General features: G+C 60.6%; 34 protein-coding genes. 6 read left to right on the top strand and 28 right to left on the bottom strand.

All coding sequences use genetic code 11. From position 1 onward, the window contains the following. Positions 1 to 35: 35 nt before the first annotated feature. From QPK32_RS07460 to QPK32_RS07360, 21 genes are all read right to left on the bottom strand, one after another. Positions 36 to 329, bottom strand: coding sequence for a DUF1799 domain-containing protein (locus QPK32_RS07460; RefSeq protein ID WP_290412147.1), 294 nt, complete (start codon positions 327 to 329; stop codon positions 36 to 38). A gap of 17 nt (positions 330 to 346) precedes the next feature. Then, positions 347 to 775 (bottom strand): phage tail assembly chaperone, encoded by a 429-nt coding sequence (locus tag QPK32_RS07455; protein ID WP_290412146.1) that lies wholly within the window; start codon positions 773 to 775, stop codon positions 347 to 349. 97 nt (positions 776 to 872) lie between these two features. Beyond that, positions 873 to 1520, bottom strand: a complete 648-nt coding sequence (locus tag QPK32_RS07450; RefSeq protein ID WP_290412145.1) for a phage tail protein — start codon at positions 1518 to 1520, stop codon at positions 873 to 875. A gap of 90 nt (positions 1521 to 1610) precedes the next feature. Next, a complete protein-coding gene (locus QPK32_RS07445; protein WP_290412144.1) occupies positions 1611 to 1958 on the bottom strand; it encodes a DUF3168 domain-containing protein in 348 nt (115 codons plus the stop codon). Next, positions 1955 to 2473: a hypothetical protein gene (locus tag QPK32_RS07440; protein ID WP_290412143.1), complete on the bottom strand. Its 519-nt coding sequence runs from the start codon at positions 2471 to 2473 to the stop codon at positions 1955 to 1957. The genes QPK32_RS07445 and QPK32_RS07440 overlap by 4 nt, the downstream gene beginning before the upstream one ends. Further along, positions 2470 to 2778 carry a phage head closure protein gene (locus tag QPK32_RS07435; RefSeq protein WP_290412142.1) on the bottom strand — a complete coding sequence of 103 codons (309 nt, stop codon included), beginning with the start codon at positions 2776 to 2778 and terminating at the stop codon, positions 2470 to 2472. The genes QPK32_RS07440 and QPK32_RS07435 overlap by 4 nt, the downstream gene beginning before the upstream one ends. Beyond that, positions 2775 to 3335: a hypothetical protein gene (locus QPK32_RS07430; protein ID WP_290412141.1), complete on the bottom strand. Its 561-nt coding sequence runs from the start codon at positions 3333 to 3335 to the stop codon at positions 2775 to 2777. Before QPK32_RS07430 ends, QPK32_RS07435 begins: the two co-directional genes overlap by 4 nt. Next, positions 3332 to 4861 carry a hypothetical protein gene (locus tag QPK32_RS07425; protein WP_290412140.1) on the bottom strand — a complete coding sequence of 510 codons (1530 nt, stop codon included), beginning with the start codon at positions 4859 to 4861 and terminating at the stop codon, positions 3332 to 3334. Before QPK32_RS07425 ends, QPK32_RS07430 begins: the two co-directional genes overlap by 4 nt. Before the next feature lie 3 nt (positions 4862 to 4864). Next, positions 4865 to 5239, bottom strand: a complete 375-nt coding sequence (locus QPK32_RS07420; RefSeq protein ID WP_290412139.1) for a hypothetical protein — start codon at positions 5237 to 5239, stop codon at positions 4865 to 4867. Further along, positions 5239 to 5673 (bottom strand): hypothetical protein, encoded by a 435-nt coding sequence (locus QPK32_RS07415; RefSeq protein ID WP_290412138.1) that lies wholly within the window; start codon positions 5671 to 5673, stop codon positions 5239 to 5241. Before QPK32_RS07415 ends, QPK32_RS07420 begins: the two co-directional genes overlap by 1 nt. After that, positions 5670 to 6083, bottom strand: a complete 414-nt coding sequence (locus tag QPK32_RS07410; protein WP_290412137.1) for a hypothetical protein — start codon at positions 6081 to 6083, stop codon at positions 5670 to 5672. Before QPK32_RS07410 ends, QPK32_RS07415 begins: the two co-directional genes overlap by 4 nt. Before the next feature lie 10 nt (positions 6084 to 6093). Continuing rightward, positions 6094 to 6279: a hypothetical protein gene (locus QPK32_RS07405; protein ID WP_290412136.1), complete on the bottom strand. Its 186-nt coding sequence runs from the start codon at positions 6277 to 6279 to the stop codon at positions 6094 to 6096. 4 nt (positions 6280 to 6283) lie between these two features. After that, positions 6284 to 6466: a hypothetical protein gene (locus QPK32_RS07400; protein ID WP_290412135.1), complete on the bottom strand. Its 183-nt coding sequence runs from the start codon at positions 6464 to 6466 to the stop codon at positions 6284 to 6286. Positions 6467 to 6517: 51 nt separating this feature from the next. Further along, entirely contained in the window at positions 6518 to 7735 is a 1218-nt protein-coding gene (locus tag QPK32_RS07395) for a phage major capsid protein (RefSeq protein ID WP_290412134.1), read from the bottom strand. A gap of 67 nt (positions 7736 to 7802) precedes the next feature. Then, complete coding sequence (locus QPK32_RS07390) at positions 7803 to 8498, bottom strand: head maturation protease, ClpP-related (protein WP_290412133.1); 696 nt, start codon at positions 8496 to 8498, stop codon at positions 7803 to 7805. After that, on the bottom strand, positions 8467 to 9741 hold the full coding sequence (locus QPK32_RS07385) for a phage portal protein (protein ID WP_290412132.1): 1275 nt from the start codon (positions 9739 to 9741) through the stop codon (positions 8467 to 8469). Before QPK32_RS07385 ends, QPK32_RS07390 begins: the two co-directional genes overlap by 32 nt. 8 nt (positions 9742 to 9749) lie before the next feature. Continuing rightward, the gene (locus tag QPK32_RS07380; protein ID WP_290412131.1) at positions 9750 to 11321 is read right to left on the bottom strand and encodes a terminase large subunit; all 1572 of its coding nucleotides are present in this window, start codon (positions 11319 to 11321) and stop codon (positions 9750 to 9752) included. Then, on the bottom strand, positions 11318 to 11908 hold the full coding sequence (locus QPK32_RS07375) for a TerS protein (protein ID WP_290412130.1): 591 nt from the start codon (positions 11906 to 11908) through the stop codon (positions 11318 to 11320). Before QPK32_RS07375 ends, QPK32_RS07380 begins: the two co-directional genes overlap by 4 nt. A gap of 95 nt (positions 11909 to 12003) precedes the next feature. Further along, on the bottom strand, positions 12004 to 12339 hold the full coding sequence (locus tag QPK32_RS07370) for an HNH endonuclease signature motif containing protein (protein ID WP_290412129.1): 336 nt from the start codon (positions 12337 to 12339) through the stop codon (positions 12004 to 12006). Beyond that, on the bottom strand, positions 12336 to 12566 hold the full coding sequence (locus QPK32_RS07365) for a hypothetical protein (RefSeq protein ID WP_290412128.1): 231 nt from the start codon (positions 12564 to 12566) through the stop codon (positions 12336 to 12338). Before QPK32_RS07365 ends, QPK32_RS07370 begins: the two co-directional genes overlap by 4 nt. Before the next feature lie 339 nt (positions 12567 to 12905). Then, a complete protein-coding gene (locus QPK32_RS07360) occupies positions 12906 to 13043 on the bottom strand; it encodes a hypothetical protein (protein ID WP_290412127.1) in 138 nt (45 codons plus the stop codon). 194 nt (positions 13044 to 13237) lie between these two features. On the opposite strand from QPK32_RS07360, the gene bamE reads away from it, so the two are divergent. Then, positions 13238 to 13546: an outer membrane protein assembly factor BamE gene (bamE, locus tag QPK32_RS26645; protein WP_374046709.1), complete on the top strand. Its 309-nt coding sequence runs from the start codon at positions 13238 to 13240 to the stop codon at positions 13544 to 13546. A gap of 188 nt (positions 13547 to 13734) precedes the next feature. Here the strand turns inward: bamE and QPK32_RS07355 are convergent, their stop codons facing one another. Beyond that, complete coding sequence (locus tag QPK32_RS07355) at positions 13735 to 14142, bottom strand: hypothetical protein (RefSeq protein ID WP_290412126.1); 408 nt, start codon at positions 14140 to 14142, stop codon at positions 13735 to 13737. Between the two features lie 258 nt (positions 14143 to 14400). Further along, a complete protein-coding gene (locus tag QPK32_RS07350) occupies positions 14401 to 14943 on the bottom strand; it encodes a hypothetical protein (protein WP_290412125.1) in 543 nt (180 codons plus the stop codon). Between the two features lie 372 nt (positions 14944 to 15315). Between QPK32_RS07350 and QPK32_RS07345 the strand changes: the two genes are divergently transcribed. Beyond that, on the top strand, positions 15316 to 15513 hold the full coding sequence (locus QPK32_RS07345; RefSeq protein WP_290412124.1) for a hypothetical protein: 198 nt from the start codon (positions 15316 to 15318) through the stop codon (positions 15511 to 15513). A gap of 132 nt (positions 15514 to 15645) precedes the next feature. After that, positions 15646 to 15798: a hypothetical protein gene (locus QPK32_RS07340; protein WP_290412123.1), complete on the top strand. Its 153-nt coding sequence runs from the start codon at positions 15646 to 15648 to the stop codon at positions 15796 to 15798. Between the two features lie 43 nt (positions 15799 to 15841). Here the strand turns inward: QPK32_RS07340 and QPK32_RS07335 are convergent, their stop codons facing one another. Further along, entirely contained in the window at positions 15842 to 16150 is a 309-nt protein-coding gene (locus tag QPK32_RS07335; RefSeq protein WP_290412122.1) for a hypothetical protein, read from the bottom strand. A 215-nt stretch (positions 16151 to 16365) separates the two neighbouring features. On the opposite strand from QPK32_RS07335, the gene QPK32_RS07330 reads away from it, so the two are divergent. Beyond that, positions 16366 to 16608 carry a hypothetical protein gene (locus QPK32_RS07330; RefSeq protein ID WP_290412121.1) on the top strand — a complete coding sequence of 81 codons (243 nt, stop codon included), beginning with the start codon at positions 16366 to 16368 and terminating at the stop codon, positions 16606 to 16608. Between the two features lie 56 nt (positions 16609 to 16664). On the opposite strand, the gene QPK32_RS07325 is transcribed toward QPK32_RS07330, so the two are convergent. The 4 genes from QPK32_RS07325 to QPK32_RS07310 all read right to left on the bottom strand — a co-directional run bounded on the left by QPK32_RS07325 (position 16665) and on the right by QPK32_RS07310 (position 19379). Further along, complete coding sequence (locus QPK32_RS07325; RefSeq protein WP_290412120.1) at positions 16665 to 17447, bottom strand: hypothetical protein; 783 nt, start codon at positions 17445 to 17447, stop codon at positions 16665 to 16667. Beyond that, complete coding sequence (locus QPK32_RS07320; protein WP_290412119.1) at positions 17437 to 18363, bottom strand: hypothetical protein; 927 nt, start codon at positions 18361 to 18363, stop codon at positions 17437 to 17439. The genes QPK32_RS07325 and QPK32_RS07320 overlap by 11 nt, the downstream gene beginning before the upstream one ends. Beyond that, positions 18320 to 18700, bottom strand: coding sequence for a GIY-YIG nuclease family protein (locus tag QPK32_RS07315; RefSeq protein WP_290412118.1), 381 nt, complete (start codon positions 18698 to 18700; stop codon positions 18320 to 18322). Before QPK32_RS07315 ends, QPK32_RS07320 begins: the two co-directional genes overlap by 44 nt. Before the next feature lie 187 nt (positions 18701 to 18887). Continuing rightward, entirely contained in the window at positions 18888 to 19379 is a 492-nt protein-coding gene (locus QPK32_RS07310) for an Arc family DNA-binding protein (RefSeq protein WP_290412117.1), read from the bottom strand. Between the two features lie 117 nt (positions 19380 to 19496). Here QPK32_RS07310 and QPK32_RS07305 point away from each other — a divergent pair, with 117 nt between their 5' ends. Further along, positions 19497 to 19691 (top strand): Arc family DNA-binding protein, encoded by a 195-nt coding sequence (locus QPK32_RS07305; RefSeq protein ID WP_290412116.1) that lies wholly within the window; start codon positions 19497 to 19499, stop codon positions 19689 to 19691. After that, complete coding sequence (locus QPK32_RS07300; protein WP_290412115.1) at positions 19688 to 20476, top strand: phage regulatory protein/antirepressor Ant; 789 nt, start codon at positions 19688 to 19690, stop codon at positions 20474 to 20476. Before QPK32_RS07305 ends, QPK32_RS07300 begins: the two co-directional genes overlap by 4 nt. The last annotated feature ends 56 nt before the right edge of the window (positions 20477 to 20532 follow it).

The raw sequence follows: 20532 nt of genomic DNA, 5'->3' as shown, positions 1-20532 counted from the left end.
AGGCCCAAATAAAGACGGCCGCGCGAAGCGGCCGGTTAGTCTTTCTTGTTCATCGCCTCGAGAGCGGCGAACTCCATCGTTCGAACGTCGTCTTCAAGATCCTCGTATTCGTCAGGTTCGAGGCCCATCCGGTCCATCTTGTGAAACAACGTGTTGTAGTCGAGGCCAGTGGCCCCGCTCATTCCTGTTCGCCACTGCGTTTGCAGTTGGGCGAACAAGAAATAGGCGCCTTGGTTCTCCGGCCAAATTTCAACGTCGGCGCCTTGTAGATCCTCCAGCGTCAAGCCGGCCGCCGCGAGCTCATGCTCACTTGGCGGCGGCGTGAACATGGCCTCGGCGACCTCCCTTAGTTTCCCAGGCGGCCCTCGTTGATCGCGGTGCGGTAGGTGTCGACGATCGCGCGCAATGCCGCCGGTACCTCGTCAGCCAACTGCTCGAGCGCGCGACGATCGAACTTCTCGTCCAGGTTCCAACCGTCCATGACCTGCATGAGGTAGTCGACGGTCAGCGAAATGTCACGGTCGATCATGTCCGACTGCTTGAACACGTCGATCGGCTCGTTTTTGTCGGCCTTGGCCTTGATGGCTTCGATATCGGCGTCATGCAGGGCCTGGCGAGCACCTTGAACCTCGTCGGTCAGCTTCGCCAGCTCTTTACGGGTGCGGTACTTGAACTGGACTTCGATGCAGCCATCTTCGCCGCCTTCGATCATCGGAAATGCGACCAGACGGGTGAACGATTTCGGGCGGGCGCCCAGCTTGATTTTCTGTGCCATGATTTTTGTCTTTCAGAGGTAGGTAAAAAAGACCGCGAGGAGCTACCCCGCGGCGAAAAGGCCAGCGCCAACCGCATGACGCTGGCTGGCAACACTGTTACGACGCGTAGCGGACCGGGCGGCCCTGCAGCGCCAGGCCGCACTTGACGACCATCGCGTTACCCTTGCCCAGGGTCGGGTTCGGGTTGAAGCCCGGCAGGCCCGAGTAAAGAATCGGCGCGCCGGACGGCAGCACGACCTTCACGGCGACGGTAGCCGAGTTGTCCGTAGCGGCCTGGAGCACGTTGTGGTGCGGCAGCGTGGGATCGTCGGCGATGGTCATGGTCACGGACACCGCGGAGAAACCGTTCGGCATCTGCATCTCGTCCGGGTAGTCGAGGAATTCCTCGGTGTTGTACTTCGGATCGCCGCCCGAAACCTCGAACGCCTTCATGAACGGAATCGGCACCCAGGTCGTGACCTTGCGCACCGAACCGACGCCGCCGCCGGCCGGGAAGATCTTGGTCGCCGTGGTGTCGAAACCTTCCAGGGTGACGCTCGTGCTGGTGGCGGCCTTCACACGGAATACGCGCAGGTTCGCGCGCGGCCAGCCGCTGGTGTACTCGACGAAGTCGCCGACCGCCAGGGTATTTGCTGCAGTCGTCAGTACGCATTCCGATGCGTTGCTTGCAGCGGTGACGCCGACCGCGGTTGCATAGGCGGAAGCGACAGCAAACGTCGCGCCGTTGGGGATGGAAACTGCCATGGAAAGGGCCTTTCAGGTAAAGAGCCCGGGAGCCGGGCAAAAAAAGAGCCGCCGGATTGCTCGGGCGGCTCGCTTTGAAATTGGAGGTGATCAGCAGAAGAGGTAGAACTCCTGGACTTTGCCGCAGCGCTTCGTGGTCTCATCGTAGGTGTCAGCTGCAACCGTCAAGACCTCGGCCTGAAGGCCGGCGGCGCGCAGTGCGTCTTCCGACTGCTGCGCAATGTCCTCAGCCTCGATAATCGACTCGGACCACACGTTGACCTGCAAGCGCCGCTGTCGCTTCTCCGGCTTCTCGCCGGTGATGAACTCTTGCGGATCGCCGCCCACGACTTGGAACACTACGTAGGGCGGCAGCGTCCCCTCTGGTGCAACGATGGGGAACACCTGGTCGCATGCCAGGCCGGACAGAGCTTCGCGCACCTTCACATGAACAGTCATCGGGTCGCGTTCCTTTCTAGTAGCTGTTTCAGTTCTGCCGTCATCGCATCCACTGCATCAGCTTTTCTACTCTCGTAGGCCGGTCGCATGAACGGGTACGCCGGTACCGTCGCAGTGCCGTATTCGAGCTCTGCCGCGCGGCGGTGCGCCGCCCAGTTGATTTTCTTTCCGGTGCGCTTGCTGACCTTTGTGTTCCTCGGAACGAATTTATGGCCATGCTCGACCCAGGACCAGTAATACGCGTCCCCACCGCCGTAATCGCCCTTGCGAACGGTCACGAGGTAGACCTGGCGGTTAGCGCCGTCAGATTGCTCTTCAACGCGCTTGACGATGATGTTGCGATGAATTGTGTAGGTCTTCGCATGCGACAGGGCGTTTGTCTTAGCCTGCTCCCTGAACAGGTCCGCGCCGACGAAACCGACCGCGCGTAGCGTCGGCTCGTCGATCGAATCGCGCACCTCGTTGACAGTATCGGTAACGGCACGCAGCAAAGCCGATGTGTCGAATTCGATCATCTAGTGGCCTCGCACACGAGGAACATGAATGCCCGATCGCTGGAATCGGGGATGACAGACTTGACGTCGTATTCGACGCCCTTGTGGCGAACGCGAAACGTTTGGTCGACGTCGGCGCGCACGCGGATCCTGATCGACACGCGCACGACAGAAATGTCGGCATTAGCGCGTAACACCTGGGCCCCCGTTTCAAACTTGACGTGGGCCCAGATCGTCGCGACGTCTGGCCAGGTCTCCGCGGGCTGACCGGCTGCGTTCCTACCGGACTCGCGCTTGAGCAACGTGATACGGTCGTTCATCTTCATGCGTACACCACATACGGCCAGAGCAGCCGCTTGACGAATTCGTTCTTCGGCTGCCCGCCCGTCTCGAAATGCTCGGCGATGCGCGCCAGGATAAAGCCTTTGATGCCGTCCGGAACCGACGCATCGTCCGGTCCATAACCGGCCTTGTACTGAACCTCGACCGCGTTGATCCGGCTCGCCGTTGCTGGCCAGGCTCGTCCTGTCGCCGGGACGACGTAGCCAGGCTCACTCTCGGTGTCTACCTGGTAGTGGTCAGGGTTCAGGGTTTGCTGCACACCGTCGTTGTCGTAGAACTTCACGTGCTCGACTTGCAGGACGCGGGCCTTAGCCAACTTGATCGAGCCGTCGAACCGATCAAGCGTCACGCGCCACGTCTGTTCGATGATGGCGCGCTTAGTATTCATCTCCGCTTCGGCCGTGTAGGTGCGAATGGCCTGCAGGATCTCGGCGTCGAGCGGCGACTTACCCTGGTCGTCGACGTCCACGCGAGCGGCCAGCTGCGCGTCTGCCAAAGACACTGCTAACCCCACAGGTGGGGAGATCAGTCGTGTGCTCATCGATAATTCCTTTGAATTGCTGCCGGCCTGGGCGAACTGGTCGCAGCCGGTCGGCTTTCGTTGTAGTGCCGCTGCGGCGTGTAGCCTGGGCCCGCCGGCGCGCTCGCATAATCGATCTGGGCGCTGTAGCGCAACCGCACATCGCCGCCGACGCCATTGAATATGCCCAGCTCTGCTGGCGCGTAGCGGGACGCGCGGAGGGCCGCCACCGACACCTGTAGTGCAAACGAAGCTGAAGTCGAGACCAGTTTCCGACCAGCCGCCAAGCGCACTCCTGATCCCGCCGAAGAGAACACCCCTGCGCCTGTGACAATTCCTCGCCGAGCCCGCAGTGCCGCAACGGAGCCAGTAAGCTCTAACGTACCGACCGCGGCCGCCAGCACATATTCCTGTTTTGCTTCACCAGGAACGTAGACCATGTCCACAGGACGGGCGGCCATCGAGAATATCCCGCCGCCCGCTGCGAGTTTTCGAGCGCCGCGCAGCGAAGTCCCGTTGCCCGAAAAAGCATGTGCGCCGACCGCAGCGGAGAGCCGCCGGGAGACGAGAATCTGGGCGCCTGCAATGCCCAGGTCGAAGCCACCTAGGGCCGCTGGCAGGCGCCGACCCGCGCGCATGTCGACGGCTGCCCCGATGGTGGAAACCCCTGCTGGTATCGCTGCGATGCGTCGCGATGCCCGTATTGCCGCCGCCGCAGCCGCCAGCGAGAAGCCCGTAGTGTCGGCACTCAACGTCCGAACGACTGGCGCAGGCACTGCGAGCGCCGCGTACGGAAAGGACACTGGTGCCGACATCACCTGGTGGCGGTCGGCATACAGCCGGTCCATCTCAGCCGGCGTCAGGCATCGCCCGCCGTAGATCGACAGGTGGTACAGCGCCGTCACCATCGGCGCGAACCCGTATGTGCCGCCGCCCATCAGGTTCAGCGGCACGGTATTCCCGGTGTTGAGCGGCCCGCCCAGCGTCGACGTCTGGCTGTTGAACACTACCTCGCCAGTCGAGTCCAGCCTCGACCAAGACCGGAACGTCAGCGTCGTATTGCCGTCGTAGGCGACGATCAGGAATACCTTGGCGCCCGTGCCGCCCGTGCTGAACGGACTGTAATTGACGTCGTTGCCGTACGTCGCCAGCTGGACGCTACGGTACTGGTTGTTCGTCAGCAGAGTGAACTGCGTGCGCATGCCGGCGGACGTGTCGCCGCAGCTGAGCACGCATTTCGACGCGGAGGTGTCGCCCATGTAAAACTCGGCAACGATCGTGCGCGGTGATGCGCCGGCCACGCCCATTGCGGACGGCAGCAGGTCAGGATAGACGATCTTGCCGGATCCGTTGCCTTGCACGAACCACCCTGCAGCGGATGCCCGCAGCGCCGGGCCGGCGGTGACGACCGGCGCCCGGCCTCGATTTCGGGCCGCCGACGCCAGGGTGCCGTTGAAGGGGAAATGCGCTGTAATGCCGCGCCCGAGCGGCGAGCCGCCGGCAACCTTCGCCCCGCGCGGCGGCTGTCGGCGGTAGAAGTGGGTCATGGCTTATGGCACCTGGCGTTCCAAGAACACTTCGACGGTTACGGAATTCGTCTGGTTGCCGAAGACCTTGGCGGTCGCGTACGCAAAACCGGGCGGACACGGGATCGTGCCGCTCAGCGTACTGCCGGCGACGGTGTCACCCGTCACGCGGTCGACCTCGTACAGCCGACCGCCCGCGCTCACGTAGAACACGATGGTCGCGCCGGCGCCGAGCGAGCCGCCGCTGTTGGTGATGCGATAGGCGAAGGTGGCCGCGTAGTCTGCGAACGGACCGACGGTCTGGCCTACCCCCGCGGCGACCGGCGATGCCTCGGTACCGCCGGCGGCGATTACCGTCCCGGCGGAGATGATGGTAGCTTCAGCAGTGGTCATTGCCATTATTTCAGTGTCCCATCGGGGTTGTACAGCGCGTCCGCAACGTCCTGCGGCGATAGCGCATGCGGCTCTCGACCAAGAGCGCATAGCGCGTCTGCGTCGGCTTGGGTAATGACGTCGGGCAGCTGCACGTACGACTGCAGAGCCGCCTGCACCAGCGGCGCACCGACGATCAGGCGGCCTTGCTCGAGCAGCGGACGCACATGACGCAGATCGGTGTCGCTGGCGATGTGGTCGAGCAGCTTGTTACCGGCCTCGATGCCGAGCGTTTCGATGATCGTGCCGTTGCCAATCTCGCGCGGAGACTGCCGGGTGCGACCGATCGACAGGATGCGGGCCAGCTCATCGATATCGCGCGCGGCCAGTGCCGCAGCGCAGGCGCCGTCGCCGTGCGCCTGAGCGCGCAGAGCTTCTTGCTGATCAGGGGTCATGGTCATGCCAGGGTGAGGACGCCGGCCGCCTGGTCGAAATCGACCGTCAGGGTTTCGCCGTCGTTCAGCGTCAGGCTCGCCCCATAGTCGTAGAAGCCGATCAGGTCGCCGTTCGCAGCCGACGCGTTTGCCAAGACAACGTAGCGGAACGGCCCGACTGCGCCACCTGAAGCGGTCAGCACCAAGTCCTGGCAGACCAATTTGAGCGTCCCACTGGACTGTGCCGCCGAGGTCGTCGTGACGTTTCGCGACGAGCAGTTCGTATAGCTGATCTGGGTGATGTCGGCAGTGACGGATGAGGTAGCCGCGTTCGGTGCCGTGTTCGTCAGCAGGATTACCAGCTGATCGGCAGCGAGGTTATGCTTCTTCTGCGCCAGGGCGGCGACGAAGGCCTGGATTTTCTGGAATGCGGCCATCAGCTGCCTTTCATGCGTGTTCTTCGAGCCGCGCAGCGATAAACGCCAGCAGCTCGTCGTCGGACTTACCGACTATGTCTTCAGGGAAGATCGCCACCGAGCCGCCAGACTTGCGGCGGACGACGACGAGAAGCGCGCCGGGACCGTCGGCCTGGGCGCGCACGTTGGCGAGCCAGGCGACGGTCTCGGGGCTCATACGATTACTGTTCGGAGGCCAGCGATTCCGCGTAGGCCACGGCTGCGGGGTCGGTGTCGACGACGCCAGCAAGTGACTCGGCCATGCTTCCGTCAATCTCGACCACATCGTTAGGTTTGCCGTATTCGCATTCGACCAGGACGCGCGCCTTGATCGCGCCTTCGGTCGGCTTCTGTGCTCGTGCCATTTCTATTTCTCCAGTGAGCGCAGCCGGTATGACGCCGGCCGCAGGTTACGATCAGGATGCCGAATGCTGGAAGGTCTTGATCGCATTCGCGTCCAGCAGGTTGCCGCCTGCGCGCGCCCAGCCCAGGAAGCCGACCTGGCCTTTGGTGGTGAACGCCGAATCTTCGAAGCGGAACAGCAGCAGGTCGAGTACATCGCGGATCATGTACTTCGAGAAGTCGCCGTAGCCGATGGTCTTCGCGCTGGCGCCCGGCTGGGCCATGTCGTTGTTGATCTTGACGTCTTCGCCCAGCAGCTGCGCCGGGATGCCCGATTTGATGCCCGATTCGTACGACTCGGCCCAGATCGGACGGCCAGCGCCATCCTTCAGCTTGCGAACGGTCTTGCGGGTCTGCTGATGCATCATGAACAGGCAGGTGCCGGCGTCCTTGTAGGCCTGGTCGACCGACTCTTGCAGGTCGACCAGATCTTCATACGTCGGGGCGGTCGAGGTGCCCGTGGCGCCGATCTTGCCGACAGGAGCCGCGGTGACGAAGCCGGTCGGCTGGCCAGTGCCGGATCCGATGGTGAAGCCCTTGTTCATCGTGCGGCCCAGGCGGTCACGCTGACGCTTGTTCACCATGGCGATGATGTCGATCGAGCTGTCTTGCAGGAGTTCGAACGGGATGGTGATGATCTTCGTGCTGGCCTTGAAAGCAGCCAGACTAACCGTGCCGAAGCTCGGGTCGCCTGCGGACGCCTGGGTGTTCTCCGGAACCCACTCGCCTTCCTCCGAGGTGCCGTCCGAGGTCGGGTAGCTCAGCGAATTGCCCTGGCTCGTGGTGATGCTGCCGGCCACGCCGCGCATGCCTCCATACAGCTTCAGCGCGTCGATCAGTTCCTTCGCGACGTCCTGCTGCACGGTGTAGCCGCCCTGGGCCGGCGTGCCGGTCGACATTGTGTTGCGCATCTTCTGGATCTCGTCGGTCGTCAGGGCGCTCGGGCCATGACGCAGCAGCTTCGCGAACAGTGCGCGCGCCTCGGCTTCTGCGCGATCCTGGGGCTTGCGGCGGAATTCCTCGACGTCCTTGAACTCCTTCTCGACATCGAGCGCCATGACCTTCTCGATGGCGGCGATTTCGCTTTCGAGTGCCTCGATCTCGTCGGCGCGCTTGTCGAAGATGGTCTGGTCTTCCTTGGTCCAGCTGCGATCGCCCTTTTGCTCGAGTTGGTTGCGGGCTTCGCGGGCGAGTTGCTGACGCTGCTCGCGCAATGCTTGAATGGATTTCATCCGTTTTCCTTTGTACAGGCGTAAAAAAAGCCGCTCAAGGCGGCAGGGTCTGGATTGCGCGAGCGCGCTATCCCAGTTCGTGCAGGCGCAGCCGGTTCTGGTTGCGCTGGCGGAGTGCTTCCCAGTCCGCCGTGTTGTCTGGTGGCGTGGTCGGCTTCGGCGCGTTCTTGTAGGCCGACAGATCCCAGGCGTTTTTCGCGGTGGTGTTTTCTGCAACCGAGTCAGCGAAGCCGTGTTCGACTGCCTCTTCGGCGCTGAACCACGTTTCGGCGTCCATCCACGCCGCGAGCTGATCGCGGCTCTGGCCGGTCTTGCGCTCGTAGTCATTCAGAATCGTGCCGTCGATCTTGTCGAGAAGATCGGCGGTCTGCAGCAGGTCCGCCTTGTTCCCGTAGGCCATTGTCCAGGCGTTGTGGATCATGTACAGCGCGCCGGAGGCGATGGTGACGCTCGCACACGCGGCAGTCACATATGTGGCCGCGCTGGCCGCCACGCCCTCGATGATCGCGTGGACGTCGCCATGCTGCGCGATTGCCGCAGCCATTGCGCGGCCGTCGAAAACGTCGCCGCCGGGTGAATTTACGCGCAGCGTGACCTTCTTCCCCGCCATCCCCGCCAGGGCTTTATTAAAGTCGCTTGCACTGACGCCCCAGTACGGGTCGATGACGTCGTAAAGGTACAGCGTGTCGGGCGTATCCTCGGCCGCGATCCGCGCCGGCTCGCGCCGCGCGTTATTCCGGATCAGTTGTACCAACTGCTTCATCGTCTTTTTTCCCTTTCGGTTCTGGGGTGCTGCCCTTTTCAGGGCGATACAGTTTGTTGCCGCCATCAATGGGCGGCAGGCTCTTCGCCTTCCGAACCTCGTTGATCGTCATCCAGCCGGGGCCCTGGGAGCCGCCGATCGCCTGGCGGAAGTACTCGCCCTCGGCCTTCGAATCGCCGGCCAGCAGTGCTTCCATCTTGTGCTCAACAAACGGCGAGGCACGGCGAAACAGCTTGCGGTTCAGTTCCTGGCGAATCCGATTGATGTACGGCTGCAGGGACCAGCGGATAAACCCGATCGACATCTGCTCAATGCCGGTGCCCCACGAGCTCGTAGTTTCCTGGGCGCCGATCATGTGCGGCGGCACGCCGAACGCGCGCGCGATGTCAATCACTTGGAATTTCCGGGATTCGAGAAGCTGAGCATCGACCGAAGTCATGCTCATTTCCTTGATGTTCAGGCCTTCCGTTAGCACCAGTGGGAGGCCAGCATTGTTCACGCCGGCGTACTTCCGCTTGTACTCGTTGCGCAGCTGCTCGATCTGCTCGTCATCCATCTCGGAGTCCGACTGGATGACGTGCTTCGGCGCCGCGCCATTAGCGTAGAAATTGCCGGAAAGAGCGTCGGTCGCCAGTGCGATCCCGATGGATTGGAACGCGGCCCACTGAATGACGGACATGCTGCGCGTGCCATTGAAGCCGAAGCCAGCGAAGTGCAGCATGTCGTCTTGGTGAACCGGCCGCGCCACCGAGTTTTCGTCGGTCACAAGGTAGATCAGCCCGTCACCGCTCCGAATGGGATGCACGAGGTCAGGATGGTGCGGGCGCAGCGCTTTGACGCTCGCGCCGCGGCGGACGATCTCGACGAACCCGTCGCCGCGCAGGCAGATGGATTGAACCACCCACTCCCACATCGACGCAGCCGTCCAGTTCTCGATCGGCTGCTCGTTCAACAGCCACCACAGGTCCGGGCTGATGCTCTCGCGGCCGTCCTCCGTTTCGCGGATGACCGATACCGGAATCGATGCAACGGCACCGGCCAGCAACCGTACAGACGCGTAAACTGCCGAAACCCGTAGCGCTGTCTCGGACGTCACCGCAAAGCCACTGGCGGCCGGTGCACTGCCCAGCATCGCTACGATCTGTGGATCGCTGCTTTTGATTAGCGTCGCGCCATCTTGCGGGCGGTACGTTTTTTCGACGCGCCAGTGCTTGGTTGCCTCGAGGGCATCGAACATTTCCATGGAATTCCTTACAGAGCGGCAAAGCCCTTCTTGATCGTTTTCGCCTTGGGCGCCAGTACAGGCATGACGCCAACCGCCATGGCCAGCGCCACCATGCCGTCGATGCGCCCGCGCGCGCGCTGCTTGTCGAACTTGCGGGCGCCGGAGTCGCCGACCACCTTTGCATTCGCCGCGCACATGCTCAGCACCGGATGCTTCCCGTGGCGCAGGCTGTTGTTCAGCAGCTTGACCTCGAGCTCGCGCAGCGCCGGCGTCATGCTGGCCGTGCCCTGGCCGAACTCGACGAACTTCTCCAGCTCTGCTTCCGTGAAGCCGGCCTTTTCAAGCCACGGCTTCAGGAACTTCATGTTGTAGCGGTCAAAGGCAAGCGCCTGGACGTCGTGGCGGTCGAAGAATTCGCGCAGGTACTTCGCCACGAACTCGTACTCGATCGCCTTACCGGGCGTGGTGTTGAGCAGCCCAGCCTTGGCCCATAGGTCGTACGGCACCTTGTCCTTGCGGGCCTTCTCGCGCAGACCATGCTCCGGCAGCCAGAACTGCGAATGCACGCCGCCGGTGTCGTCGACGGACACGAGCGCGGTCAGATCGTTCACGCTCGACAGGTCTAGGCCGGCCCAGACCTTGCGGCGGGTCGCATCACCTGGGGCCGCGCCGTTGGCCTCCCACACCGAGCGCGCCACGAACGGCGAGACCGCCTCGACGCGCTGGTTCAGGATCAGGTTGCGGAATTCCGGCTCGTTAGCCGGCATGTCCATGGCCTGCTTGCACTGCTTCTTCAGGTCGTCCAGTGAGCGGAACACGCCGAGCGCCGGGTTGGCCGCGGCCCAGGCCTTCGGATCGTCGAGGGCGCAATCGTCCGGTGCCGCGTACACGTGGCAAACCACGCGCGGATCCGGCGCGCTCTGTTGCGCATCGATCCAGGTCGAGAACAGGTCGGCGTCGGTCGGCGCCTGAGTGCTGATCGCGATCAGCAACGGGTTCGTGTATGCGCCTTGCGCGGAGGTGATGGCCGACACGAACTTATCGACCGGGCCCACGACCTGGCCAACCTCGTCGAGGATTGCCAGGATGGGCGACAGGCCGTGCGCAGTCTTGCCCTCGGCCGCCAGCGCGCGGTACAGCACGTTCTTGCGCAGGCCGATCAGACGCTTGCCGCTGGGCTGCACCTTGACCAGGCCGGAGAGGATGGGCGACATCTCGACCATCTTGCGCGCCAGCTCGAACACGACGGCGGCCTGCTCTTTCGACTGCGCGCCGCTGACGATCTGCGAGTTCTGGACTGCTTCCGGCCCGCACAGGTGCGCCAACAGGATCGAACCGATCAGCGCGGTCTTGCCGTTCTTCCTCGCGATCGACAGGTAGGCGCTGTGCGTACCGTCAGGGTTGTCGTAGATTTCGAGGATGAACTTGCGTTGGAACGGCTCGAGCCGGATTGGCTGGCCAATGTGGTCGCCCTCAGGCGCCACGCAATACCGCTCGATAAAGGCGCAGACCTTCTCCCCGCGCGTCAGCGGCTTCTTGAGGCAGTACTTGTCGTTGGTGTCGAGCTCCGGGGCGGCCTTTGCAGACCGCCGGGTCATGCCAGCAACCCGTCGTCTTCTTCCTCGACTTGCTTGCGGGCCTTGCGCGCGTCGACTTCCAGCTTGCGTTTGCCCAGGTCGTCGCGCTGGTCGCCAGCGATCCGGCCGCCCATGCGCAGTGTCCGCATCAGCGCCATCTCGCGCCGTGCGAGCTGCTCGAGAACCGTAGTGCGCGGGTTCATCACCGGGGTCCCGCGGTCGTTCTTGATGACTTTGCCTTCGAGACGCAGTGCGGCATCCTCTTCGGCGATGTCCGCCTGACACTGCGCCAACTGTGCGGCCACTACCAGGTCGACGTCTTGCCACTCGTCTCGCGCACGCGCGCGCACAACACCGACCCAGAAGGGTTTCGCCGATTCGGTCAGCGCCACCCAAGCCGGCACTTCGATGTCGGGCTTGGCTGCATCGACCATGGCCTTGACGGCGCTGGATGCCGAATCGGCTCGCGCGCGCTTGGCACGCGGTGGCACCTTCGCCTTGGTTGCAGGTTGGTCGACCTGGTCTGCGACAGCGCCGGTGGTCGCGTTGGCAGGCTTGCGCGTTGTGCGCGGCCGGCTTGCGGTTTTGGGCTTGGTCGAGGTGTCCATTTTGGTCGGCGTTTTGTGGGTTAGCGTTAAATCGAACCTAACGAAGCGGTTTCCGGCCTCGATGGCCCCAGACTTTTGACGGGGGGGGAGGTGGGTCAGCCCTTGGCAACCCTCTTCCAGCGGGCCGTACGGCGGCGCAGGCTGTCCACAGGCTGTTCGGGCTCATCAACAGGCCAACCGTCTAGCCCTGTGGCCACCTTAGGCGTGTAGCCCATGTCCTCGTTGGTCTTGGCCTCGTGGCATTCGTGATGAAGTACCTGCATGTTGTCATCATCGTTCGTACCCTCGTTGGCCAGGGCAACCTTGTGGTCGAGTTCAAAGCCAGACGGGAAGGTAGTGATGACGCCACAGCGGGCGCAAAACGGATCGCGCAGCCATACCCGCTCACGCTGGCGCTGTAGCGCACGGCCGCGCAAGCGATCGATGCTCACGGCTTCACGCTCGGCAGCTTGCGCACCAGGTCGGCCAGCGATTGCGACGGGAAGCCATAGCCTTTCGCGCACAGCAGCTGCTTCGCCTCCTCCCCATCGGCCAGCCCTTGGCAGATACGGTCTAGAGCCGCGGTGTCGGCCTCTTTAGCCATGATGGCCGGGCGCGTCCCTACCACGGCGCGCATGATGCGGTCGCGATAGATCAGCAAGATGTTCAGGTCAGGCATGAGCCCTCCGCATCGCGTCGATTGCCTTCTGCTCGCGCATCACCTGGACCAGGAAGCGCAACCAAGTCACTTCCGATTCGATGCTCATGCGCATGGCAAACCTCAAATAAAAAAGCCGCCAGCGCATTGCTGCGACAGACGGCGAACCAGACAGATCATCTGGGTTGGGAGAGATAGTTGCGGCAGACGCCACCCATTGGCCTAGTCGGGGCAGACAATGGATCGCACATCCGCGAAGGCATCTGCCACACAGAGCCCGCGGCCATCAGTCGCGCACGTTGGACGTGGTTGTCGGGCTTAGGCTTTGTGTGTCCACCGGTTACCCGGTGACTCGATGCATTACTTTTGGCGCGCGCCGTTCAGCGCAACAACCGCCTCGACAGCGATGCGTTTGCTTACGTGCGTCTCGACGTCTTCGAACTTCTTGTGGTCGAACGTCTTCCAGAAGCCATTGCTCCAGCGGGCGGAATAGCGCATGGGAATCCTTGGGGTAGTCGATGGGAGTGCCGGCTACAGGGCCCGGCAGCAGGGGCAGTGGGAATAGGTTTGCTGCTGCGATTACTTACCAACTTGTGCCGAGTAGACGCGGACTGAAAGTGACTTTCGCCCGCACATAGACTCAGTTGAACTGTGAGATTCCGCGAGTATTCCCTTATGCCAACTCATGGATAATGTGGCTTTCGTCCCATGAGCACATTATGAAAAAATATCTTTCGATGCTTACCGCTGCCCTTGCTCTTTCAGCCTGCGCGGTTGGCACACCCATAAACTGGGATAAGGCGCGACAAGTGAAGGTTGGCATGTCCGAAAGCGAAGTTACTGCGCTCATGGGCCGGCCTTATATGGTTAGCTCCAGGGCAGATGGGCAGCGTTGGATCTGGACTTTGGGAACCGCATTCGGGGGCGCTGAGAGCATGTCCATCGTGATGCGGGACGGGAAAGTCGCAGACGTTCCAACAATCCCGTCGTCATTCAAGTAACACGACCTACTTAGCAAAAATCCCGTCAGCGGTTTAGAACAGACTTTTCTTTGGGCGAGCGACAGCACACAATGGCTGGGTACTGTCGCGAGTTCCGGTTATCGGTGGCGGCAAGCGCACATTACGAGGCCGGAAGAATGTAGGCCTACAGTTTACACGAATTACTGTATATCTACACAGTAATTTATCTAGGCAAGCTTGCCTTCATGAGTCCTATGAACAAAGATCCCTTCGGCTCTCTCTGCAGCTTTTATGTCTTCCCCTATGCTTCGGTTCGCCTGCAAGAGCTGTTCAGCGCGCTTGTTAGCGAATGCGGTATCCACTTGTAGCTGGCCTAGAATTTGGTCAAGACGCAGCTGCTCTGCGAAAACTTGCTCATCTGCCAAAGACACTGCCGCGTCTCTTTCGATACCGTGCTTAGCGCGCTCCTGCACCTCTAGTATTTTGTCTTGAAGTTCGTTGTTCGCGAGCAGGAATTCACGCTTTCCATCTGGCGTGCCATGTAGCCCGACAATTGCACAAGCACTTCGCGAGGCATCTTCAAGCGCAAGCACTGCCAACCTCGCTTGCGATTCGATTGCTCCCGCGGAACGCATGAGTTCGCGAATCGCAGCTGTTCGCTCTCCAGCCCTAGCCCTAGCCTCAGCCGCATCCGCCACTTCCGCTGACTTTGAAGCCATACGAGCGCTGGTTACGCTGGCGAGCCATGATAGGAATGCAATTACGCATGCAGATACTGCTACCCAGTCTATCGCCACTGCAACACTCCTTACATAACAGTGCTTCATGAGACCACAAAGGGCGCTCTGCTGTCGAGTCTAAGAAGAAATTACAAATTCATCAAGTGCGAATGATCAACGCACCGATCTCAGCCGGGATGCAGCTCTTGCAGCATGGCTGTCGGCGATGTTGTGCAGCTCGCTCACCATGTTCAGCGTGTGCTCGCGAACGAACCCTGCTGCCATCGACAGCTCGGCCTTGCCTGTGCCGCTGCAGCACTTGCACGCCCTCTTCTCATCCAGGCCCGTGCCGCCGCATGGCTCGCACTTTCCGTCCAGCCAGTACGCGAGCGAATGCTCCGCAACTTGGCGGTACAGCTTCTGCGCAGCATCCGCATCCCACGCCGTGTTCTCCGGCACCCAGTGGCGTGCGCGGCCGCGCTTCGTCACCTCAGCGATCCACAAGCGCAGCAGCTGCGCCAGGTTCGCCGGGTTGCCTTCGAATGCCTTGCGCGAAAGGGCGTCGGCGAACTTCACGCGATGGAGCAGCGGCCCAAGGTCGCCAGTTGCGGCCGCCGCAAAAGCTGATGCCATCAGCGGCTCTGCCTGGCCATGGCGTTCGTCGTCCTTGAGGTTCGTTGCATTAAGTGCGTGTACGTAGCGGTCGGCAAAGCCCATGTCATATCTCCCGTATGGATGAGCAAGCGTAACAAACGAAGGTGACCTTTCTTGCCTGTCCGAACTTTTCCAAATGACAATGTGTTGTGCTATGACATCAATTTCTAAAGCTCTTGTCTGGGGCTGGGCAAGCACAATATGGGACTTGGTGAGACAGGTTGATACATCATTTTTGAGCAACTTACAGCAGATTTGCTGTAGACTATCCCTGTCGTTCTTGGTTGCCCACCGTGGGCAACATTAGTGAGAACACGGTCAAATAGCAAAGTTATCCACAGCGACAACCGGGTCGCTATGTTGCTTTGCGCACATCATTCATCCAAGAATTTGGTACATCGATCTTGTCTGATCGATCATATGAGAGTAAAAGTCATGAAAGAACGTCGCGTATCACACAAGAACAAAGGCGACACTCAACTTCATAAAGCGAAGTTCATTGTCGGCTGTGCGCTGATTGGCACCGTGGTTGCTGGAGCCTTCTTCGGATGGATCCCGATGGATTTCGACGTCCGCATCGTTGGCGCTGGGATCGGCGCTGCGGCTGGCGCAGCTGCGGGGCATCTTGCTTAATTGAATCTTCCGCCATTAGACTTTGACGGCAACTGGGTTGATGTCGGTTCGATCATCACCGGAGTGATATACATCGGCATCCAGCGGTTCCGGCGAACGCCTCCTGTGAATCTGATTTCGAAGGATACAGGAATGGACTTCGCCAACGGCACAGCCCTATTTCCGTTGTTAGTTTTAACCTTCTGTCCGCTCTCTTCTGGACTGGTGAGCGGGCTAGTCGATGCCAATAAAATGACCCTCGCAGTCGCAGGTTTCTTTGCACTGCTGGCAGTCCTAGAAGATTAGAAAGCCCGCTTCAAGCGGGCTTTTTTGCGTCTAACCTTGCCTATTAGCCGAACTCGATGTCGCGCATCGGGCCGCCGTGCTTGACGGTACCAAACCAGACGAACTGCGCGATGGTCTGGTTCGCGACTTCCAGCACCTCTTCAGCATCCTTGTCGAATGGCTTGAGGTCGTAGTTGAATTCGAACGTGCAGCAGCACGAGTTCGAGTCGTAGAACGCCTCTTTCACGATATGGTGAAGATCACGTTTGACCAGCTCATCGGAAAAGGCCTGCAGCTCTGCGATCTCACGTGGGTCAGAGTGACGGCTGACCAGCGAGATACTGTAATCGTGTTCGTCTTCGTGCATATCCATTAGGGTCTCTCCTTGTTGCTCAGCAGATTACCATAGCGCAACAGTTGTCGTTGCAATATTCTCTCTCCTCCGCCCGTCTTTTCTAACGCTGACGGCCCCCCCGACCCAAGCCAAGCCGGATCGTACTGTTGCTGCTTTGAAACAAAGGTTTGGAGATTCAATAATTTTCAAGATATCATTTCCATAAAGAACCATTACACGCACACATTAACATTATGAAAATGCTCACTATCGGCGGCGTCCTTGCGGTGGCTTATATCGCGTTCCAGACGGTGAACATGAACACCGTGTTTGGCCTGTATTCCGCGAAGCACGAGTGCGACGAAGCTCTTTCCCGGGCTGCCGTTCAATCGAACGGGGTGAACAGCAGTGCCGCCATGAAAGAGATGGATGCCGCTTGCGATCGCTTCACCAAGAAAGCCGCGGCAACATCTCAGGTGTTGTCCGCTCTGCACTGACCTCGCTGTCCTCGATCGGCGACAGCACGCGCCGCGCCTTCTTATGCTGAGTCTTGCTATCTGGGTCTCGTGTTGAGCAACTGACCATAACGTGCCTCAGGGTGCTCGCGCAAGTACGACTGCACCTTCTGGTCCATCGCCTTCCTACTAGCGCGGTCGGCCGCCAGCTCTTCCTCCCGCCGCGCAGTACTCAACCGCTCGGCCTTCTCGTACGGATCCTCCATCTGCGCCACGGCCTGGAGAAGCTTCTGCAATCCTCGCGGCTTCCCATTACCCTTCTCGCCCTCCTGCTCTGTCTCGTTGGGCAGCGCTGGCTTGGCTTGCGGAGCTGGCAGTAGGCCGGCGCGCTGCGCTTGCTGCATGGCGAGCCGTTGTCGATCAACGTCCCACCCCGCCGACACCGACCATGCCACCGGCCTGTTGCAGGCGCGTGCCTCGCTCACCAAACGCTTGTACGCATCCTTGAACGCCATGCGCGCACCTACTTCATCACGGATGGCCAGCAATGGCTTCGCCAGGTTGAACGCCTCGGCCATCTCACTCGTCCACACGACCGTCTCGGCCTCGTCACGGCTCGTCAGGGCGACCGCCCAGGCTTCGTTCTCGTCCGGGCGACCATCCAGCAGCCTGCAGCGTGCGGCAATACCGTTCGGGGTTGGCGCGAAGTCGGGGCGCTCGCTGCGATAGGCCTCAAAGGCCTGCTTGATCGTGGAAGGCGAGAAAGGCGCGAGATGGTTGAACCAGACGTCCATCTCGGTCGCCCCCGGCAACGGCTTCCCATACCCCGCCAGCACGTGCGCCAGCAACTTGCCGAACCGCGGCTTGTCGTCAGCTTGCATTGCTCACCTCCTCCATGTCGACGTCGATTACGTCACCGGCCGACGCATCGTCAGCCATCCATTCCGCCATGATCCTGGCGTTGCGCTCCTCGATGGATTCCGCTCCAACACCACCCCGATTCTGTCGACCATTGCCAGGGTTGCGCAGCTTGTCGACAATCGGGGCGAGGTAGTTCGGTGGAATGCTGCCCGTCGGCTTGTGCTCGCGCGCCATCCGAACCGCCTCAGCCAGAATCGCGATCGACACGCCGCTTTCAGCCCAGGCAATGACGGTTGGGTGCGTTGAGAGTGCCGACACGCCAAGCGGACGCAAAGCCAGCGTCAGCACTAAGGCAGGGTTATCCGCTGTTGGCACGTGTTGGGCGGCCGGAAGAGGTGCAGCGCTCACGGAACCAGGTTCGGCAGGCGCGGCGACGACTTCGACGGGCGCGGCTGCGCCGACAGTGTCGATGTTGAGGGGATCAGGAATCGGAGAATCAGGAATCGGAGAATCAGCCGGATTGCCACCATGTCCGCACTGTGTTCGCACAGTGCTCGCACGATGCTCATCCATTGCTGGTATCGAAGACGGCTTCTCGTCCCTGTGGGGATTCTGGTGCTTCCTGAATGCTAGTACCTGGATATACCGTGCTCCGCCCACTTCGTAGCGCTTAAGGAAGCCCGAGGTCTGGAGGTCGCACAGTGCCTGGTCGACGTCGATGTCGTCGGCCGGGAACAGGTTCATCTTGATCCGCTTCGGCTTGTCCTCAAGACGGCCCTCGCGGTCAGCGATGGTCCACAGTCCAATGAACAGCAGACGGGTCGAGAACGGAAGGTCGACCAACTCCTCGTTGGTGAAGAAGCCAGGCTTGATATTCCGCGCGCGTGCCATTTCAAATCCTCCCCAACGCAGCGTCCATGGCAGCAGCTTCTGCACGAAGGAACGCTTCTACCAGTCTGTCCAAAGGCCGTCGGTAGTGTGAGCCCCAAGGATCCTGCCACTCGTTGAACTGGTCTGCTATGGCATACGGTGGCGCATCAAAAAACTCACGATCCGCGCTGACCCTGTACTCGCTTAGAGCGTTATGGATGGCATACTCCGTTTCCCGTGGCTCTGGTGTATCGAAAAATGCAAGCATTTCGAAGGGCGTAGGGCACGCAGTCGAGCGCGATAGCTCCTCCATCCGCTCCATCGGGTGCTTGGTAGTCATGCCGATCTTGGTCAGGCCGGGCATGCTCGGGTTGGTAAGGAAGTAAACAAATCCATATGCCATGAGGTGGTCCTAATATGATGCGTCAAGGTATGGGCATGCGAAGATCATGTGCCCTCAAGTAAAGCACGGTGCTTTACTGCGCCAATATATCACCGTGCGTCAGCGACATCAAGCACGGTGATGCATCACATACCACGAGGCGAAAAAAAACCGGCATCTCTGCCGGTTGATTTGCCTGGGCCGCCCTCTACTGAGAACTTTTTGCCTTCATCCCCTCAGCATGCTTCAGCCTAATTTCGTCCAGCTTCCTCTCTGCCTCCTTCAGCTCCTCATGCTTTCTGAGATTGGCCTCCCGCTGCTCTTCATAAGTTTGGAACTCTTCCCCAAGGATCAGTTGCGTAATTTCTGAGTATTTACTCAACGATTCGTTCAAGGCCCGCAAGTGTTCATTTGACTCGATCATTTCACGAGGCAGTTCTGAAAGAAACGCCATCAAGGAATCCGACATCCCGCTCGCGACCCTCTTTAGCGATCCAGCTAAAAACTCCGCATTCAGAGCGCGCACTTCCATACGCATGATCACAGAGACAAGTGCGTCCGGCATCTGTTCGAACGAGCCCTCAAGGCGCTCTACAGCCTCGGCAGTAACTGTTCGTTTGCTCTCGGCTGCAGCTGCTTCCAGGCGTGCCTTGAGAGACGCGGGCAGACGGAGGTTAAGTTGGGGGTCTGTTCTAGCCATGCCAAGAGTTTAATACATCACGGTGCTTGACGCAACTAAAGCACGGTGCTATATTTCAATCACGATGAAGCACGGTGCTTCACGAAAATACGTTAGGTTCTTGCTGGAAAGTCCATTATGAAGACATCGAAAACCGGCCGCGATTCTGATCAATTTACCCTGCGCTTTCCAGACGGTATGCGTGCACGCATCAAAGAAATCGCCGAACGCAACCGGAGAACGACCAATGCTGAGTTGATTTACCTTATCGAGCAAGGTATGAAGGCAGCTCACGGCAATATAACTACTGGCGCAAAAGCGGAGGGCGCATGAGCGACCTCGTCATCATCCACGGCGACCAACTCGTCACCACGACTGCTGCTGTAGCAGAAGGAACCGGCGTGCAGCACAAGAATGTTCTTGAGCTGTTGCGCACCTATGTGGGCGACCTGACAGAGTTCGGCAGGGTCGCGTTTGAAACGCTACCCTTCGAAACGGCCGGAGGAACGCAAACGCGTGAAGTCGCCCTCCTCAACGAAGATCAGGCGACGCTGCTGATCACCTACATGCGCAACAACGTGGTCGTGCGGAAGTTCAAGATCGCCCTCGTCCGCAGCTTCGCCGACATGCGCAAGCGCTTGGCGGCGCCGCAGATCCCGGACTTCATGAACCCGGCTGCCGCTGCGCGTGCCTGGGCCGACGAGCTCGAAGCGAAACAGTTGGCAGTCGTGAAGGTCGAGCAGCTGGAGCACCAGGTCGCCGAACTGGCGCCGGCCGCGGCAGGCCTGGAGCGCATCGCCAACGCGGACGGCGCTATGTGCGTCACCGATGCTGCCAAGACCCTGCAGATGCAGCCGCATAAGCTCCGCGACGCCCTGCTCGAAATGGCGTGGATGTATCGCCGCCAGGGCAGAGGTGGATACGTCGCATACCAGGACAAGATCCACTCCGGCTACCTGAAGCACAAGGTCGGCAACTACAAGGATCCGGAGACGGGCGAGAACAAGACCAACCCGCAGGTTCTCGTCACGAGCAAGGGGCTCGCGCAACTGTCGAAGCTGCTCGGCGCCAGCGCGCCGACGCCTGGGCCCGGCCGAAGTCCGAGTCGGCTGAGCTAATCCGGCACCACCCATCAATCGGCTGAAAGTTTAGCCGATCAACCGCAGAAACAACG

Source organism: Massilia sp. YIM B02763, assembly GCF_030412015.1.
Classification (GTDB): domain Bacteria; phylum Pseudomonadota; class Gammaproteobacteria; order Burkholderiales; family Burkholderiaceae_D; genus Telluria.
This window is presented reverse-complemented; position numbering and strand designations above follow the sequence as displayed.

Bases quoted from the DNA above. Each gene is read 5' to 3' on its own strand.
- QPK32_RS07425 (WP_290412140.1), bottom strand. From the start codon at position 4,861: ATGACCCACTTCTACCGCCGACAGCCGCCGCGCGGGGCGAAGGTTGCC.
- QPK32_RS07455 (WP_290412146.1), bottom strand. From the start codon at position 775: ATGGCACAGAAAATCAAGCTGGGCGCCCGCCCGAAATCGTTCACCCGT.
- QPK32_RS07410 (WP_290412137.1), bottom strand. From the start codon at position 6,083: ATGGCCGCATTCCAGAAAATCCAGGCCTTCGTCGCCGCCCTGGCGCAG.
- QPK32_RS07355 (WP_290412126.1), bottom strand. From the start codon at position 14,142: ATGCGTTCCGCGGGAGCAATCGAATCGCAAGCGAGGTTGGCAGTGCTT.
- QPK32_RS07420 (WP_290412139.1), bottom strand. From the start codon at position 5,239: ATGGCAATGACCACTGCTGAAGCTACCATCATCTCCGCCGGGACGGTA.
- QPK32_RS07400 (WP_290412135.1), bottom strand. From the start codon at position 6,466: ATGGCACGAGCACAGAAGCCGACCGAAGGCGCGATCAAGGCGCGCGTC.
- QPK32_RS07315 (WP_290412118.1), bottom strand. From the start codon at position 18,700: ATGGCATATGGATTTGTTTACTTCCTTACCAACCCGAGCATGCCCGGC.
- QPK32_RS07335 (WP_290412122.1), bottom strand. From the start codon at position 16,150: ATGGATATGCACGAAGACGAACACGATTACAGTATCTCGCTGGTCAGC.
- QPK32_RS07405 (WP_290412136.1), bottom strand. From the start codon at position 6,279: ATGAGCCCCGAGACCGTCGCCTGGCTCGCCAACGTGCGCGCCCAGGCC.
- QPK32_RS07300 (WP_290412115.1), top strand. From the start codon at position 19,688: ATGAGCGACCTCGTCATCATCCACGGCGACCAACTCGTCACCACGACT.
- QPK32_RS07325 (WP_290412120.1), bottom strand. From the start codon at position 17,447: ATGCAAGCTGACGACAAGCCGCGGTTCGGCAAGTTGCTGGCGCACGTG.
- QPK32_RS07445 (WP_290412144.1), bottom strand. From the start codon at position 1,958: ATGACTGTTCATGTGAAGGTGCGCGAAGCTCTGTCCGGCCTGGCATGC.
- QPK32_RS07345 (WP_290412124.1), top strand. From the start codon at position 15,316: ATGAAAGAACGTCGCGTATCACACAAGAACAAAGGCGACACTCAACTT.
- QPK32_RS07360 (WP_290412127.1), bottom strand. From the start codon at position 13,043: ATGCGCTATTCCGCCCGCTGGAGCAATGGCTTCTGGAAGACGTTCGAC.
- QPK32_RS07380 (WP_290412131.1), bottom strand. From the start codon at position 11,321: ATGACCCGGCGGTCTGCAAAGGCCGCCCCGGAGCTCGACACCAACGAC.
- QPK32_RS07435 (WP_290412142.1), bottom strand. From the start codon at position 2,778: ATGAAGATGAACGACCGTATCACGTTGCTCAAGCGCGAGTCCGGTAGG.
- QPK32_RS07460 (WP_290412147.1), bottom strand. From the start codon at position 329: ATGTTCACGCCGCCGCCAAGTGAGCATGAGCTCGCGGCGGCCGGCTTG.
- QPK32_RS07305 (WP_290412116.1), top strand. From the start codon at position 19,497: ATGAAGACATCGAAAACCGGCCGCGATTCTGATCAATTTACCCTGCGC.
- QPK32_RS07330 (WP_290412121.1), top strand. From the start codon at position 16,366: ATGAAAATGCTCACTATCGGCGGCGTCCTTGCGGTGGCTTATATCGCG.
- QPK32_RS07385 (WP_290412132.1), bottom strand. From the start codon at position 9,741: ATGGAAATGTTCGATGCCCTCGAGGCAACCAAGCACTGGCGCGTCGAA.
- QPK32_RS07415 (WP_290412138.1), bottom strand. From the start codon at position 5,673: ATGACCATGACCCCTGATCAGCAAGAAGCTCTGCGCGCTCAGGCGCAC.
- QPK32_RS07450 (WP_290412145.1), bottom strand. From the start codon at position 1,520: ATGGCAGTTTCCATCCCCAACGGCGCGACGTTTGCTGTCGCTTCCGCC.
- QPK32_RS07430 (WP_290412141.1), bottom strand. From the start codon at position 3,335: ATGAGCACACGACTGATCTCCCCACCTGTGGGGTTAGCAGTGTCTTTG.
- QPK32_RS07390 (WP_290412133.1), bottom strand. From the start codon at position 8,498: ATGAAGCAGTTGGTACAACTGATCCGGAATAACGCGCGGCGCGAGCCG.
- QPK32_RS07340 (WP_290412123.1), top strand. From the start codon at position 15,646: ATGGACTTCGCCAACGGCACAGCCCTATTTCCGTTGTTAGTTTTAACC.
- bamE (WP_374046709.1), top strand. From the start codon at position 13,238: ATGTGGCTTTCGTCCCATGAGCACATTATGAAAAAATATCTTTCGATG.
- QPK32_RS07350 (WP_290412125.1), bottom strand. From the start codon at position 14,943: ATGGGCTTTGCCGACCGCTACGTACACGCACTTAATGCAACGAACCTC.
- QPK32_RS07310 (WP_290412117.1), bottom strand. From the start codon at position 19,379: ATGGCTAGAACAGACCCCCAACTTAACCTCCGTCTGCCCGCGTCTCTC.
- QPK32_RS07375 (WP_290412130.1), bottom strand. From the start codon at position 11,908: ATGGACACCTCGACCAAGCCCAAAACCGCAAGCCGGCCGCGCACAACG.
- QPK32_RS07365 (WP_290412128.1), bottom strand. From the start codon at position 12,566: ATGCCTGACCTGAACATCTTGCTGATCTATCGCGACCGCATCATGCGC.
- QPK32_RS07440 (WP_290412143.1), bottom strand. From the start codon at position 2,473: ATGATCGAATTCGACACATCGGCTTTGCTGCGTGCCGTTACCGATACT.
- QPK32_RS07395 (WP_290412134.1), bottom strand. From the start codon at position 7,735: ATGAAATCCATTCAAGCATTGCGCGAGCAGCGTCAGCAACTCGCCCGC.